Origin of the sequence: Pararhodobacter marinus, from assembly GCF_003122215.1 — a bacterium.
Lineage (GTDB): Bacteria > Pseudomonadota > Alphaproteobacteria > Rhodobacterales > Rhodobacteraceae > Pararhodobacter > Pararhodobacter marinus.
Window position 1 is genome coordinate 328363 of the sequence record NZ_QEYD01000003.1, and the last position, 14606, is coordinate 342968.

General features: G+C 67.4%; 15 protein-coding genes. 8 read left to right on the forward strand and 7 right to left on the reverse strand.

The window, feature by feature from the left end; genetic code table 11:
- The first annotated feature begins 142 nt into the window (after positions 1-142).
- On the forward strand, positions 143-1165 hold the full coding sequence (locus tag C4N9_RS06485; RefSeq protein ID WP_109532474.1) for a hypothetical protein: 1023 nt from the start codon (positions 143-145) through the stop codon (positions 1163-1165).
- Between the two features lie 88 nt (positions 1166-1253).
- Here the strand turns inward: C4N9_RS06485 and C4N9_RS06490 are convergent, their stop codons facing one another.
- The 4 genes from C4N9_RS06490 to C4N9_RS06505 all read right to left on the reverse strand — a co-directional run bounded on the left by C4N9_RS06490 (position 1254) and on the right by C4N9_RS06505 (position 3582).
- On the reverse strand, positions 1254-1679 hold the full coding sequence (locus C4N9_RS06490; protein WP_109532475.1) for a protein tyrosine phosphatase family protein: 426 nt from the start codon (positions 1677-1679) through the stop codon (positions 1254-1256).
- Positions 1680-1702: 23 nt separating this feature from the next.
- On the reverse strand, positions 1703-2143 hold the full coding sequence (locus C4N9_RS06495) for a DUF6691 family protein (RefSeq protein WP_109532476.1): 441 nt from the start codon (positions 2141-2143) through the stop codon (positions 1703-1705).
- On the reverse strand, positions 2143-2571 hold the full coding sequence (locus tag C4N9_RS06500; RefSeq protein WP_109532577.1) for a YeeE/YedE family protein: 429 nt from the start codon (positions 2569-2571) through the stop codon (positions 2143-2145). The genes C4N9_RS06495 and C4N9_RS06500 overlap by 1 nt, the downstream gene beginning before the upstream one ends.
- Positions 2572-2718: 147 nt before the next feature.
- Positions 2719-3582, reverse strand: coding sequence for an MBL fold metallo-hydrolase (locus tag C4N9_RS06505; protein ID WP_109532477.1), 864 nt, complete (start codon positions 3580-3582; stop codon positions 2719-2721).
- A gap of 143 nt (positions 3583-3725) precedes the next feature.
- Between C4N9_RS06505 and C4N9_RS06510 the strand changes: the two genes are divergently transcribed.
- Positions 3726-4058, forward strand: coding sequence for a TraR/DksA family transcriptional regulator (locus C4N9_RS06510; protein WP_109532478.1), 333 nt, complete (start codon positions 3726-3728; stop codon positions 4056-4058).
- Positions 4059-4106: 48 nt separating this feature from the next.
- Here C4N9_RS06510 and C4N9_RS06515 read toward each other — a convergent pair whose 3' ends face one another.
- Positions 4107-4580, reverse strand: a complete 474-nt coding sequence (locus C4N9_RS06515) for a DNA polymerase III subunit chi (RefSeq protein ID WP_109532479.1) — start codon at positions 4578-4580, stop codon at positions 4107-4109.
- A gap of 3 nt (positions 4581-4583) precedes the next feature.
- Positions 4584-6035, reverse strand: coding sequence for a leucyl aminopeptidase (locus tag C4N9_RS06520; protein WP_109532480.1), 1452 nt, complete (start codon positions 6033-6035; stop codon positions 4584-4586).
- A gap of 195 nt (positions 6036-6230) precedes the next feature.
- On the opposite strand from C4N9_RS06520, the gene lptF reads away from it, so the two are divergent.
- The 5 genes from lptF to pdxA all read left to right on the forward strand — a co-directional run bounded on the left by lptF (position 6231) and on the right by pdxA (position 13019).
- Positions 6231-7364 (forward strand): LPS export ABC transporter permease LptF, encoded by a 1134-nt coding sequence (gene lptF, locus C4N9_RS06525; protein WP_168192137.1) that lies wholly within the window; start codon positions 6231-6233, stop codon positions 7362-7364.
- Positions 7361-8461, forward strand: coding sequence for an LPS export ABC transporter permease LptG (gene lptG, locus C4N9_RS06530; RefSeq protein ID WP_168192138.1), 1101 nt, complete (start codon positions 7361-7363; stop codon positions 8459-8461). Before lptF ends, lptG begins: the two co-directional genes overlap by 4 nt.
- Positions 8462-8472: 11 nt before the next feature.
- Positions 8473-10698: an LPS-assembly protein LptD gene (locus C4N9_RS06535; protein ID WP_109532483.1), complete on the forward strand. Its 2226-nt coding sequence runs from the start codon at positions 8473-8475 to the stop codon at positions 10696-10698.
- Between the two features lie 72 nt (positions 10699-10770).
- On the forward strand, positions 10771-12054 hold the full coding sequence (locus C4N9_RS06540; protein WP_109532484.1) for a peptidylprolyl isomerase: 1284 nt from the start codon (positions 10771-10773) through the stop codon (positions 12052-12054).
- A complete protein-coding gene (gene pdxA / locus C4N9_RS06545) occupies positions 12054-13019 on the forward strand; it encodes a 4-hydroxythreonine-4-phosphate dehydrogenase PdxA (RefSeq protein ID WP_109532485.1) in 966 nt (321 codons plus the stop codon). Before C4N9_RS06540 ends, pdxA begins: the two co-directional genes overlap by 1 nt.
- 3 nt (positions 13020-13022) lie before the next feature.
- On the opposite strand, the gene C4N9_RS06550 is transcribed toward pdxA, so the two are convergent.
- The gene (locus C4N9_RS06550; protein WP_109532486.1) at positions 13023-13631 is read right to left on the reverse strand and encodes a 3'-5' exonuclease family protein; all 609 of its coding nucleotides are present in this window, start codon (positions 13629-13631) and stop codon (positions 13023-13025) included.
- 93 nt (positions 13632-13724) lie between these two features.
- On the opposite strand from C4N9_RS06550, the gene rsmA reads away from it, so the two are divergent.
- Positions 13725-14582, forward strand: a complete 858-nt coding sequence (gene rsmA / locus C4N9_RS06555) for a 16S rRNA (adenine(1518)-N(6)/adenine(1519)-N(6))-dimethyltransferase RsmA (protein WP_109532578.1) — start codon at positions 13725-13727, stop codon at positions 14580-14582.
- Positions 14583-14606 lie beyond the last annotated feature (24 nt).

The window sequence follows — 14606 nt, forward strand, 5'->3', positions numbered from 1 at the left end:
CTATGCGCCATGACGGCAGGGTGAAGCCGTAACCCATCCGTCACAGGATCGACCGACGCCGCAGGACGCCGGAGCGGGCCGTGTTGTGCCCTCTGCCCTTTCTCCGCGGCGCCGCAAGGCCGGTCCCAGCCAGGAGAAAGTCATGACGCTTCGCCTGTTCGCCGCGACCGCCCTCCCGCTGATGCTGGGGCTGGCCCCGGCTCCGGCCCGCGCCGATCTGACGGTCGCCGAGCAGACCGAGCTGGCAAGGCTGGGTCAGTCCTTTCTCGACCAGGTGACGGAACCCGGCGCGGCGGAGCGGCTGGCGCGGATGCGGGCGCTGATCGACGAAGGGCGCGACGGCGCTGGCGGCACCCTGTCCCTGGGCGCCTTTCCCGGCGCGCTGGCACCGCTGACCGGGCCCGTCACGGTGAACGAGGGCGGCGATTACGCGCTTGTCTGCGAGACCGTTGTCGACATCGGTCCGCCAAGCTCTGCCCCGATCCGCACCCGTGAGCGGGTGGAATTGCACCGTCTCACGCCCGAGGTCATCGACTTTTCCGTCAGCACCTCGGGCGCGGCGACCCATCTGCGACTGGATGGCCGCTCGAACGGTGCACAATCGGCGCTGGCGCGCTGGCGCTATAGCGGGCCCGAGGGACGAATGGACGTGGTGCCGATCGGACGGGGCGTGCTCTATCGCGACGACATCAGCCGGGCTGTCCTGTCGCCGCAGCAGCCGCACCGACAGGTGATCGACGACACGCTGCTTGCCGTGGTCGCGGGCAATCCCACCTGGTTCCTGCAAACGACCCGCGTGACGCTCGGCCAGCCCTGGCTGGGGGTCGAGGCCGGGGACACCGCCTTGCCGCAGGTCACGGCCCTGATCGAACCCTTCACGGGCTCGGGCACCGCATTCAGCGATATCGACATCGTCTCGGCGGTGAGCGGACAATACCGGGTGAACAAGCGCGAAGGGCTGGTGGTGGAGTATGTGGGACAGCTCGCCTTCGACCGCCCGCAAGAGGGGCTGGCAGAAGCCGAAACCGTGCGCTTCGCGTTGTCGGGGCACGAAGTTTACGACCGCGAGACACTGGCACGGATGGAGGCGCATTTCGACATCCGCCTGCTTGCAACAGGCGCCGAGACCCGACTGGCACAAAGGCGCGACTGCGTCTTCAACTGAAGAACGCGTGACATCTGCTTGTTTAATAAAATAAAAGGCGCCGGAGGGCGCCTTTTGTTGATAATTGTCTGGCTTTAGGCTCTGACGCTCAGCCCTTTGCCAGCCGGTCGATCAGTTCGCGGAACTGCGCGACCTGGTAGCCATATTGCGCGCCCGCCGAAATCAGCTCGTCGGTCGGCTTGCGCCCGGCATTGGCCAGCGCCCAGACGATCGACGACCGGTTGCCCGAGGCGCAATAGGCCAGAACCGGGCCGCTCGCCGCATCGATGGCGCTGCGCTGCGCGTCGACATTCTCCTGCGTCAGCGCACCGCCGATCACCGGGTTGACCACGAAGGCCATCCCCGCCCCCTCGACCAGCCCGCGCATTGCGTCGGCCTGAAGCTCGGGCGGGATCTCGCCATCGGGGCGGTTGCAGATCACCGTGGTGAAGCCTGCCGCCTTGATCGCCTCGATATCCTCGGGCTCGATCTGCGGCGTGACGCTGTATGTGTCGGAAAGCGGGCGGATATCCATGCGGGGCGTTCCTTGGCCTTAGGTCAGCTGATTGCCTCGGCCATCCGGTTGAAACGGATCTTGAAGGCCGGTGCGACATACATACCGGCAAACATCGACAACAGGAAGACCGCGCCGCCGACGCCGCCCCAGCTGATCGAGGCCATGGCCGGTCCCGGGCACAAGCCGACAAGGCCCCAGCCGGCGCCGAACATCAGCGAACCGATCATCAGGTTGCGGTCGATCTGCGAGCCGGGCTTTTCCGGCAGCGGAGAGCCCAGAACCGAGCGCGCGCGCCGGGCGGCGACGTTCCACGCGACGATCATCGGCAGGATCGCTCCGCCCAGAACGAAAGCCAGCGTCGGGTCCCAGTCGCCGAAGATATCCAGCCAGCCCTGCACCTTGGTGGTGTCGGTCATGCCCGAGACAAGAAGGCCGGCCCCGAACAGGCCGCCGGCGATGAAAGCGGTAAGATTGCGCAGCATCAGATGGATCCGAACAGGTGGCGGAAGACGATGACGGCCAGGCCGCCGGCGAAGAGGTAGAAGATGGTGGCCGCGATCCCGCGCAGCGAGAAGCGCGAGATGCCGCAGACGCCGTGGCCGGAGGTACAGCCATTGGCCATCCGCGTGCCTACCCCGACCAGAAGACCGGCCAGGACGATGGCGGGCACATTGTCGGTAATGTTGGTGCTGACCGGCGCCTCGAAGAACGGCTTGAGAACCGCAGGCACCAGCGCCAGCCCGGCAACGAATGTCAGACGTTCGGTCCAGGTGCTCCACCCGGTCCTGTCCACAAGACCCCCGACGATCCCCGAGGCCCCCATGACCCGGCCGTTGACCAGCAGGTAGAAGGCAGCCGCGCTGCCGATCATGAGGCCCCCGACGAGGCCCCAAATCCAATCCATTGGCATGTCAGTGTTTCCCGTTTGCATGGCGACCGGCCCGGCTTCGTTGTTGTCCGGGTCCGGCATGTTGGTCGAAAAGCTCTGGCGTGACTTCAAGTTCTTACGCCAGAACCTTGATTTATATTGCCTTCCTGAATTTCCAGAATAGGCCCGTCAAAGCCCGTTCACCGGCACTTTCAGGTAGCTGACGCCGTTGTCCTCGGCCGGCGGCATCTGTCCCGCGCGCATGTTGACCTGCAGCGAGGGGATGATCAGCCGGGGCATGGCCAGCGTGGAATCGCGCGCGGTCCGCATCGACACGAATTCCTCGGCCGGCTTGCCCGCGCCCACATGGATGTTGAACGCTTTCTGCTCGGCCACCGAGGTCTCCCAGGCGTATTCGTCGCGACCGGGCGCCTTGTAATCGTGGCCCACGAAGATGCGGGTTTCGTCGGGCAGCGACAGGATCTTCTGGATCGACGCATAGAGCGTCTCGGCCGACCCGCCGGGGAAGTCGCAGCGCGCGGTGCCGAAATCGGGCATGAACAGCGTGTCGCCCACGAAGGCCGCGTCACCGATGACATAGGTCAGGCAGGCGGGGGTGTGGCCGGGCGTGTGCAGCACGTCGCCGCGCATCTGGCCGATATGGAAGCTGTCGCCTTCCTTGAACAGCGCGTCGAATTGCGAGCCGTCACGCTGGAACTCGGTGCCTTCGTTGAACACCTTGCCGAACGTGTCCTGCACCACGGCGATGTTCTCGCCGATGGCGATCTTGCCGCCCAGCTGTTGCTGGATATAGGGCGCGGCGGACAGGTGATCGGCATGGACATGCGATTCCAGCAGCCACTCGACCTCGAACCCCTTCTCTTTCACGAAGGCGATCACGGCATCGGCTGAGCGGGTATCGGTCCGCCCCGAGGCGTAATCGAAGTCCAGAACGCTGTCGACAATCGCGCATTTGCTGCTCGAGGGGTCGCGCACCACGTAGGTGATGGTAAAGGTCGCTTCGTCGAAGAAGCCGTAGACTTCGGGTTTCATGGCAGGCTCCATATTCCGTTTGCTGAATGCAACATACACGTTCCGAAACACATTTCAAGTTTTGAATGTGATTATTTGATGTGGATCATGCAGTATCCCGCGCCAGATCCTAGAATAACCCTGAAATCAGAGAGGAGAAGCCCATGTCCGGCACACCCGAACGCCCGGTTGCGGAGCGCAAGACGCAGCTTCTGGCCCGCCTGCGCGAGCTCGATTCGCGCCTGCACGACATTCAGGACGAGTTGCTGACCCACGATTCGAAGGATTGGGAAGAGCTTGCGACCGAACGCGAGCAGGACGAGATGCTGACCTCGATGGGCGAAGAGGGCCAGCAGGAGATCCGCGCGATCCGGGCGGCCTTCAAGCGCATTGACGAGGGCGAGTACGGCTATTGCGTCACCTGCGGCACGAAGATCAGCGAAGAGCGACTCGACGTGCTGCCCGCAACACCGTTCTGCGCCGATTGCGCCCCGTGACAGGCGGGCGACCGTAAGTCCGCCCGATACAGGAAGAACACCCGCGCGTCATTCGCGCGGGTGCTTGGCCTTGCACTCCCAGCGCCCGGATTCGCGGCTCCAGTATTCCGCGGCGATCCCGGCGCCGGTCAGCGCGCGCCACTGATCGCGCGCGCGCGCCACGGCGGATTCGTCCATGCCGTCGAACACCACGCAGAGCCGGTCCACCGCCTGCGCCTCGTCGGGCCCGATCTCGGCCCCGTCGAGCGTCACCAGACAGCCGGGACGATTGGCGAGCCCCGAGGCGGGCGTGTCTTCCCAGACCAGCAGACAGGGCTGATCCGCGTCATGCGGCCCGCCCGCCATGCCGTGCGGCAGGAAACCGTCGCCCTGCCACAGGATGCGGTCGAGCATCTCCATCCGCGCCTTGTCGATCCCGCGCAGCGCCACGTTGAGCCCGATCTCGTTCGCCTTGCCGATCAGAAGCGGCAAGAGCGCTTCGACAGGATCGCGCGTGAGGTGATAGAACCGGGCGACGGCCATGGATCAGCTTTCGAACCTTGCCTTGATCAGCGCATCGAGCGTGCGCACGCCCCAGCCGCTGGCGCCCTTGGGCGCGAAGGTCGTGTCCGAGGCCGGATAGGCGGTGCCCGCGATATCGATATGCACCCAGGGCTGGTCTTTCTTGATGAAGCGCTGAAGGAACTGGGCCGCGGTGATCGCGCCCGCCCAGCGCCCGCCGGTATTCTTCATGTCGGCCATGCGGCTCTTGATCAGCTGGTCGTAAGCCGGGCCCAGCGGCAGGCGCCATGCCCCTTCATCCTGCGCCTGCGCGGCTTTCACCAGCGCGTTGCACAGATCGTCGTCGTTGGAAAACACACCCGAATTTTCATAGCCCAGCGCCACCATGCAGGCGCCGGTCAGCGTGGCAAGGTCGATGATCCCGGACGGCTTGAAGCGTTCCTGCGCGTACCAGAGCACATCGGCCAGAACCAGCCGCCCCTCGGCGTCGGTGTTGATGATCTCGATCGTGTCGCCCTTCATCGAGGTGACGACATCGCCCGGGCGCTGCGCCTTGCCGTCGGGCATGTTCTCGACCAGACCGACCAGCCCCACGACATTGACCTTCGCCTTGCGCAGCGCGAGGGCCATCATCGTGCCCGCGACGGTACCCGCGCCGCCCATGTCCATGATCATCTCTTCCATGCCGCTCGCGGGCTTGATCGAGATTCCGCCGGTATCGAACACGACGCCCTTGCCCACCAGCGCGAAAGGCGCGCCCTCGGCGCCCTTCCAGTGCATGACCACGACCTTGGACGGGCTGTCCGACCCCTGCCCCACGCCCAGAAGCGCGCGCATGCCCAGCGTCTCCAGCGCGGGCTCGTCGAGCACCTCGACCTCGAGCCCCAGCTTGCGCAGCGCCACGAGACGCTCGGCAAATTCCGTGGTCGTCAGGATATTGGCCGGATCGTTGACCAGGTCGCGGGTGAAATGCACGCCTTCTGCCACGGCGAGCACCTCGCTGGCCGCTGCCACGGCATGGTCAGGATCGTTGACGCAGAAAGTGATCGCGCCGGGGGCTTTCGGCGCCTCGGCCCGGCGGGCATAGCTGTAGGCGCGCAACGCGGCGCCCTCGACCAGGGGCGCGATCGACTTGACCGCCTTGGCCAGAACCAGCGCGCCCTCGGTTTTCAGCGCCTTGCCGACGCTCGCCCCCGCCTTGCGCAGCACCGAGGCCTCGGCCCGGCGCGGCAGCTTGATTAACAGGATCGCGCTGGCCGCCATGTTCGACGGATAGGCCAGCACCATCGCCTCGCCCTCGGGCACGCTGTCCCAGGCATCCGAGGTCAGCGCCCGCGTCAGCGCGCCCTTGGTGATCCGGTCGACGCGCCGCGCCTCGGCATCAAGCGCCAGATCGCCGAACACGGCGACAAGCCCGGGATGGGCAGCGATCTCGGCGGGATCGGGGGCGGTGAAGCGAATGTCGGGAAGGGCCATGGTGATGCGTCCTGATCTGTGTCGCGCGAAACCTAGCCCGCGCCCGGCCGATTGGAAAGTGCACCGCGCGGGCCGTGGATCCGCCGCTTTCCGGCGGGCCGGCGCCCGCCATGCCGGGGCCTGCGGATTGACGGTTTCACTGACGCAAGGTTCTGGCTAAGTTGCGCGCAATCGTATGCAGACCCCGGAGGACGCGTGACGCGGCTGGATCGCTATATCCTGGCACAGCTTCTGTGGGTGTTCGGCTTTTTCTCGCTGGTGCTTGTCTCGGTCTACTGGGTCAACCGCGCGGTGCGGCTGTTCGATCAGCTCATCAGCGACGGGCAGCCGATGTCGGTGTTCCTGGAATTCACCGCGCTCAGCCTGCCGATGCTGATCCGCACGGTTCTGCCGATCTCGGCCTTCGTGGCCGCGACCTACGTGACGCTGCAATTGCTGAAGAACAGCGAGATCACGGTGATGACGGCGGCAGGGATCTCGCCCTATCGCATCGCCCGCCCGATTGCCGTCTTCGGCCTGATCGTCAGCGCCTTCCTGATCGTGCTGATGCATTTCCTGATCCCCGAGGCGCGCACGATGCTGTCCGAACGGCGCTCGGAAATCGCGCAGAACCTGACCGCCAGCCTGTTGCAGGACGGCGTGTTCCAGCATCCGACCGACGGGATCACCTTTTTCATCACCGAGATCACGCCTGAGGGCGCGATGCGCGGGATCTACCTGTCGGATGCCCGCAGCCAGATGACCCGGATCGACTATACCGCGCGCACGGCACTGATCGTGCCCGAGGCGACGGGGCCGAAGCTGGTGATGATCGACGGTCAGGCGCAGATCTACGACGCGCAGTCGGGCCGGCTGTCGGTCACGGGGTTCGGCGACTTCACCTATGACCTGAGCAGCATCGCAGGACCCGCGGGCGGCGGACGCTCGGTGCAGGAGCTGTCGTCGGGCGAGTTGATGAACCCCACCCCGGCCCTCCTGGCCGAGACCGGCGCGGACGAGGCGCGCTTCGCCTTCGAACTGGCCTCGCGGTTCATCGACGGCTTTGCCGCGTTGGCGGCGGCGCTCCTTGGCTTCGGGTCGCTGGTGGCGGGGGGCTTCAGCCGGCTGGGCTTCTGGAAAGAGGTGGTGCTGGCCGTGGCGCTGATGGCGGTGGCGCAGATGCTCAACAACGCGGTGGCGGGCACGGCGATGCGCCAGGTCTCGCTGGCATGGCTGGGGCTCGCGCCGCTGTTCCTTGCGCTGGGAACGGCCCTGGCCCTGATCGCCTGGGGCGCCCGCACGCGGCGGGTCCGCAGATCCGAGCCCTCCTCGCCGGAGATCGCCGGATGACGCTGGGCCTGTATCTTGTCCGCCGGGTGGCGCTGAGCTTTGCCATGATCGCGGCGGTGTTCTTCGGCATGCTGATGCTGTTCGAGACGGTCGAGATGGTGCGCCGTTTCGGCGGGCGCGATGTGCCGATGCCCGAGATCCTGTGGCTGGCAGCGCTGAAGGTGCCTTCGACCTTCTACCAGATCCTGCCGCTTCTGGTGATCCTGTCATCGATGGCGGCCTTCCTGGGCCTTGCCCGCTCCAGCGAGCTTGTGGTGATCCGCTCGGCCGGGCGCAGCGCGATGCGGATGCTGCGCGAACCCTTCATCGCCACGCTTCTGTTCGGCGTCCTTGTCGTCGGCGCGTTCAATCCGCTGGTCGCCGCGGCCAGCCGCACCTACGAGGACCGGCTGCAACGCCTGGCCTCGCCCGATCTGCTGGCCCAGATTTCGCTGGAGGGCTCGGCCCTCTGGCTGCGGCAGGGCGACGAACAGGGCCAGACCGTGATCCGCGCGCGCACGGTCTCGCCCGACGGGCTGGGTTTCGGCGAGGTCAGCTTCATGCTGTTCGAGCGCGACAGCGGCGTGCCGCTGATCCGCATCGAAGCCCAGGAAGCCCGGCTGGTCCCCGGGCGCTGGATCCTGACCGAGGCGAAACGCTGGGATCTGCGCGCCTCGAATCCCGAGCAGGAGGCGCGGCGCTATCCCACGCTGGAACTCGACAGCGACCTCACCGGCGAGCGCATCCGCGAAAGCGTCAGCCGCGCGGGGATGCTGTCGGTGTGGGACATGCCCGCCTTCATCCGTGCTCTGGACCGGGCCGGCCTGTCCTCGCGGCTTTACCGGGCGCAGTTCCAGTCCGAACTGGCCCTGCCCACGCTCATGGCGGCGATGCTGCTGGTGGGCGCGGTTCTGTGCTTCAAGCACAGCCGCACCGGTGGCACCGGAAGTCGCGTGCTGATCACCGTTCTGGCCGGATTCGCGCTGTTCTTTCTGCGCAACTTCGCGCAAGTTCTGGGGGAGAACGGGCAAATCCCGGTGTCGCTGGCAATCTGGACACCACCGATAGCTTCCATGCTGCTGGCACTTGGGGTATTGCTGAACCTGGAAGACGGATAGTGGCTGGCAGAATGCGCATTGCACGCGCCATGAACAGGATCGGGGGCAGGATCGGCAACCGCGCGACGGGCGCGGGCTTGCGGAGCTTTGCCCTGATCGGCGCCACGTTGATGGCCACGCCCGCCATCGTCCCGGCGACCGCAGCGCTCGTGGCCAGCGCCCGGCCCGCCGCAGCACAGGTTCCCGCCACGCTGATGGCCGACCAGGTCTATGTCGACGAGGCCGGGCGCCTGATCGCCACCGGCGCGGTCGAGATCTGGCACGGCTCGATTCGCATGACCGCCGAGCGTGTCAGCTACGACCGCGCGAACGATTCCCTCATCCTGAACGGGCCACTGACGATTTCGGACGGCCCCGATACCGTGCTTCTGGCCGACGCGGCCGAATTGTCGCCCTCGCTGCGGGCGGGCATCGTCACCAGCGCGCGTCTGGTGCTGGACCAGCAATTCCAGATCTCGGCCGCGCGGATCGAGCGCGGCACCAACCGGGTCAGCCAGATGGATCAGGTGCTGGCCTCCAGCTGCCCGGTCTGCGCCACCAACCCGACCCCGCTCTGGGAAATCCGTGCCGAGCGCGTGATCCATGACGAACCCGGCGGACGTCTGGCTTTCGACCATGCGCAGTTCCGCATCGCCGGCGTTCCGGTGTTCTACCTGCCGCGCCTCGTACTGCCGGCACCGGGCACCAACCGGCTGCGCGGTTTCCTGCGGCCAGAATTCACCATGGACAGCGATCTGGGCTTCACCGCCGGGATCCCCTATTTCATCCCGCTGGGCGAGCGGCAGGACCTGACGCTGACGCCGCGCGTCTCGACCGAGGGCATGGTCTCGCTCGGTTTCCGCTGGCGGCACGCCAGCCGGCGCGGCGGGATCGAGATCGGCGGACAGGTATCGCGCGATGACCTCACGGCGGCGGACCTGCGCGGCTACGGCTATGTGCGCGCGCTGTTCCATCTGCAGAACGACTGGGTGCTGACCGCCGATGTGCTGGCGGCGTCGGACCGGACTTATCTCGAAACCTACAGCATCACCGACGATGCGCGCCTGCATGGCCACGTCACGCTTGAGCGCATCCGCCGCAACGAGGCGCAGCGCCTGCGCGCGCTGGGCTTCTATTCGCTGCGCGCGGGCGACATCAACGCCCGGCAGCCCAATGTCGCCCTGCAGGCCGAGAGCGAGCATCACTATACGCTCGGCGGCGGCGATCTGGCCCTGTCCTATGGCGCGCGCGGCTTCGAGCGGGCCTCGACGCTGGACGGTCGCGCCGGGCGCGACGTGGCCCGCGCGCATGTCGAACTGGGCTGGCGGCGCAGCGGCGTGCTGCCCGGCGGGCTGCTGGCCACGGCGGCGCTGAACGGACGCGTGGATCACGTCCGCATCGACGACGACATCCGCTATCTCGACCCGGTCACACGCGGCGTCGCGCAGGCGATGGTCGAATTGCGCTGGCCGTGGATGCGGGTCGATTCCGGCGGCGCGCGGCACGTGATCGAGCCGGTCGTGCAGGTGATCGGTTCCGAACGCTCGGGCGAACGGCTGCCCAATGACGACCACACCATGCCCGAACTCGATGCCGGCAACCTGTTCGCCTTTCATCGCTATGTCGGCACCGACGCGCCCGATGACGGCAGCCGCGTGAATGCCGGCCTGCGCTGGGCGCGTCACGACCCGACCAGCGGCTGGTCGACCGAGGCGCTGATCGGCCGGATCTGGCGCAGCGAGCCGCTTGCGGGCTATCATCCGGCGCATCTGCAACCCCTGGGCCGCGCGACCTCGGACTGGCTGCTGGCGGGCCGGGTCAGCCATACGGACGGCTATGCCTTTACCCTGCGCATGGCCATCGACCCCGAAACGCGCAACCTGTCGCGTGGCGAGACGAACCTGTCGTGGACGCGGGGGCGCACCGATCTGTCGACCACCTATCTGTACGTGCCCGCCAGCCGGTTCGAGGACCGCGCCGTCGATCTGTCGGAATGGTCGGTCGATATCGGGCGGCGCTTCGGCAATGGCTGGTCGACGACGCTGGGCTGGGATTACGACATCGGCCAGAACCTGTTCGCGACCGCGCGCGCGGGCTTTGCCTTCGTCAACGAATGCCTGTCCTTCGAGCTGACCATGGCGCGCCGCTTCGTGACGGCGACGAACCCGTCCTCTTCGACCCGGTTCGACATGCGTGTCGAGCTGCTGGGCATCGGCGGAGCCGCGCCAAGCGATGCCGGGCGCACCTGCCGGACCTGACCGCCCCCTTTTCATCCCGCCCCCGACCGGCTAGTCCGGGGCCATGCACGACGAACAGAACGGATCGCAGTTATGAACGAGTCGCGCCTTCGGAAGACCCTCGGGTCGCTTGCCCTTTCGCTTGGCACGGCGCTGGCCACAGCCCTTGTCGGGGCGCCCGTCCTGACCGGCTCGGCGCTGATCCCCGCGGCGCAGGCGCAATCGCCTTTCGCCGCCGCGCTCTACGTCAATGACGACCCGATCACCAATTACGACATCACGCAGAAGATGCGGTTCCTGCAATTCATCGGCGCGGCGGGCGACAACCCGCGCGAGCGCGCGATCGAGCGGCTGATCGAAGACCGCCTGCAAATGCAGGAGGGCCGCCGGCTGGGTGGCCGGGTTCCCCCGGACGCCATCGAAGCGGGCATCGCCGAATTCGCCGCGCGGGCCGAGATCAGCAGCGAAGAGCTGGTCTCGCGGCTGTCGCAGGCCGGGGTGGACCGAGAAACGCTGGTCAGTTTCATCAGCGCCGGCGTGATCTGGCGCGAACTGGTGCGCACGCTTTACGCCTCGCAGATCCGCATCACCGAAGCGCAGATCGATCAGGCGCTGTCGCTCGAAGGGCTGCAGCCCACGACCGAGATCCTGCTCTCGGAAATCTTCCTGCCCTCGGACCCGCAATTCGCAGCCCAGGTCGAGCGGATCATCCCGCAGATCCAGCGCATGCGGTCGGAAACCGAGTTCTCGAACGCCGCGCGGCAGGTCTCGGCCGCGCCGTCGGGGCCCTCGGGCGGGCGCATCGACCGCTGGGTCAACATTCAGGCCATGCCGCCGCAGGTCAGCGCGGCGATGGCCACGGCCCCGGTCGGCACCGTCATCGGCCCGATCGAGATGCCCGGCGCCTATGCCTTCTTCCAGCTTCGCGCCCGGCGTGAGGCCCGGCAGGTCCCGCCCGACCAGATCCAGGTCGAATTCCGCCGCGTGGCCCTGCCCGGCGGGCGCAGCGAGGCCAATCTCGCGCATCTGCAGCGGATCCGCGAGAACGTCGATTCCTGCGTCGATTTCGACGCCGTGGTCTATCGCGAATTCCCCGGTTTGCCGACCGGCTCGGTCGAGCAGATCACCGTCTCGCAAAGCGAGCTTTCCTCGGCCGAGCGGACCGAGCTGGAGCGGCTGAATGCCGGTCAGATCTCGGCCGAAACGGTCGAGAACGGAGCGCTGGTCGTGCGCATCCTGTGCCGCCGCATCGTCGCCGGTGAAGGCGCCCCCTCGCGCGAAGACGTGCGCCGGGGCCTGTTGAACCGCGCTCTCGAAGGCCAGGCGATGCTCTACCTGGAACGGCTGCGCGCCGAGGCCGATATCCGGTATCCGTGATGGCGGCTCCCGCGCCTCTGGCCGTCACCTGCGGCGACCCTGCGGGGATCGGCCCCGAACTGGCCGCGCGCATCGCAGCTGACGGGCCCCCCGCGCCCATGGCCTGGATCGGCGATCCCCGGCACCTGCCCGGGGGGACGCGCTGGCAGGTGGTCGATCACCCCGCGCAGGCGGTCCCCGAGGGCACGCTGGCGGTACTGCCGCTGCCCTTCGCGGCGACCGCGCAGCCCGGCCAGCCGACGCCCGAAAACGCCGCCGGCACCATCGCCGCCATCGAACGCGCGGTGGCGCTGGTCCAGGGCGGCGATTGCAGCGCGGTCGTCACGGCGCCGATCAACAAGAAGGCGCTGAAGGACGGCGCGGGCTTCGCCTTTCCCGGCCATACCGAGTTCCTGGCCCATCTGGCGGGTGATGCGGACGTGGTGATGATGCTCGCCTGTCCCGAGCTGCGCGTCGTCCCGGCGACGATCCATATCGCGCTGGCCGATGTGCCCGGCGTCCTGACCCCCGACCTGCTGGCCCGCACGATCGAGATCACCCATGCCGCGCTGAAACGCGATTTCGGGCTGACCGAGCCGCGCCTCGCCGTGGCCGGGCTGAACCCCCATGCGGGCGAAGGCGGGGCGATGGGGCGCGAAGAGCTGGATTTCATCGCGCCGCTGATCGCCCGCTACCGGGATGCGGGGATGCGGATCGCGGGTCCCCTGCCCGCCGACACGATGTTCCACGCCGCCGCCCGCGCCCGTTACGACGCGGCGATCTGCATGTATCACGATCAGGCGCTGATCCCGATCAAGACGGTGGATTTCGCGGGCGGCGTGAACGTGACGCTGGGCCTGCCCTTCATCCGCACTTCGCCCGACCACGGCACCGCCTATGACATCGCCGGGCAAGGCGTGGCGGATCCGACCTCGATGCGCGCGGCGATGGCGATGGCGTGGGAGATGGCGGCCAGCCGTCGCTGAGCCCTAATCGAACGCCGCGACCGGCAAGCGCCCGTCGCGCAGAAGCGCCTGCATCGCATAGGCCACGCACAAGGCATCGTCGCGCGCGTCATGCGCCTGAAGCGGCGGATGCGTGACGCCATAATAGTCGGAAATCGTGTTCGAGCGCAGCTTGTGCACCGCGTCCAGCGGCGTTCCGGCGGCCAGCGTCAGGTCGCAGGCATTGCGGAACCGTGCGGGCGCCAGCGGCGGTGCGATGCCCGCGATCCAGCAACTGACACCCATCATGTTCAGCTCGTCCTTGCCCCAGGACCACAGGCATGCGCCCTCGCTGAACGCATCGAGACAGTCGAGCGCCGCGCCCAGCGCGATCCCGTCGCGGTCAAGCACCGCTTCGTCGATGCCGGTCAGACGGGTGAAGAGAGGATCGAGGGCGACGCGCCTGCCATTGCGACCGACGGGCAGCACATGCAGGCAGAGCGTGTCGAGGATCTCGTAAGGCTCATCGAGCGACAGTTTCGCCGCGCCGATCTGGGCGATGAGCGGGTCGGGATCGGCGGGCCCGTTCCAAAACCGCATCGGCGCGCCGGGCGCGGTCAGAAACTCGCAATCGTAGAAAACGGCGTGGGGCATGGCGGCTCCTCCCAGCCCGAGACTAACCGCTCAGGGCGGGACGGCAACCCGCGCTCTCTTGCCATGCGGCTGTTTTTCCCCGATGGGAAAGGGATGGCGCAGATCGACAATCTTCCCCCCCTGCGCGCGGTGATCGCCGCGCATGATCTCCAGGCCAAGAAGGCGCTGGGGCAGAATTTTCTTCTGGACCTCAACCTGACGGCGCGGATCGCGCGGTCGGCGGGCGATCTGACGGGGTCGGACGTGCTGGAAGTGGGGCCCGGTCCCGGCGGGCTGACGCGCGGGCTTCTGGCCGAGGGCGCGCGCCGGGTGCTGGCGATCGAGAAGGATGCGCGCTGCCTGCCCGCCCTGGCCGAGATCGAAGCCGCCTATCCCGGACGGTTGCAGGTGATCAATGGCGACGCGCTGGAGATCGACCCGCTGGCCCATCTGACACCGCCGATCAAGGTGGTGGCGAACCTGCCCTACAATGTCGGCACCGAGCTTCTTGTGCGCTGGCTTACCCCCGCCGCCTGGCCCCCCGTCTGGTCGACGCTGACGCTGATGTTCCAGAAGGAAGTGGCCGAGCGGATCGTGGCGAAACCCGGCTCCAAGGCTTACGGGCGTCTCGCTTTGCTCGCGCAATGGCGCTGCGAGGCGAAGATCGTGCTGACGCTGCCGCCCTCGGCCTTTACCCCGCCGCCCAAGATCGACAGCGCCGTCGTGCATCTGACCGCCCTGCCCGAGCCGCGCTTTCCCGCGCCGGCCAAGATGCTCGAACGGGTCGTGGCCGCGGCGTTCAACCAGCGGCGCAAGATGCTGCGCGCCGCGCTCAAGGGCCTCGATCCGCAGATCGAGGCGCGGCTGGAACGGCTGGGCATCGCTCCGACGGCGCGGGCGGAGGAAATCGGGCTGGAATCGTTCTGTGCCCTGGCGCGCGATCTGGCCTCGCCCGGGACGAACGGGCGTTAACCTTTCGCGGCAACGGCCAACCCG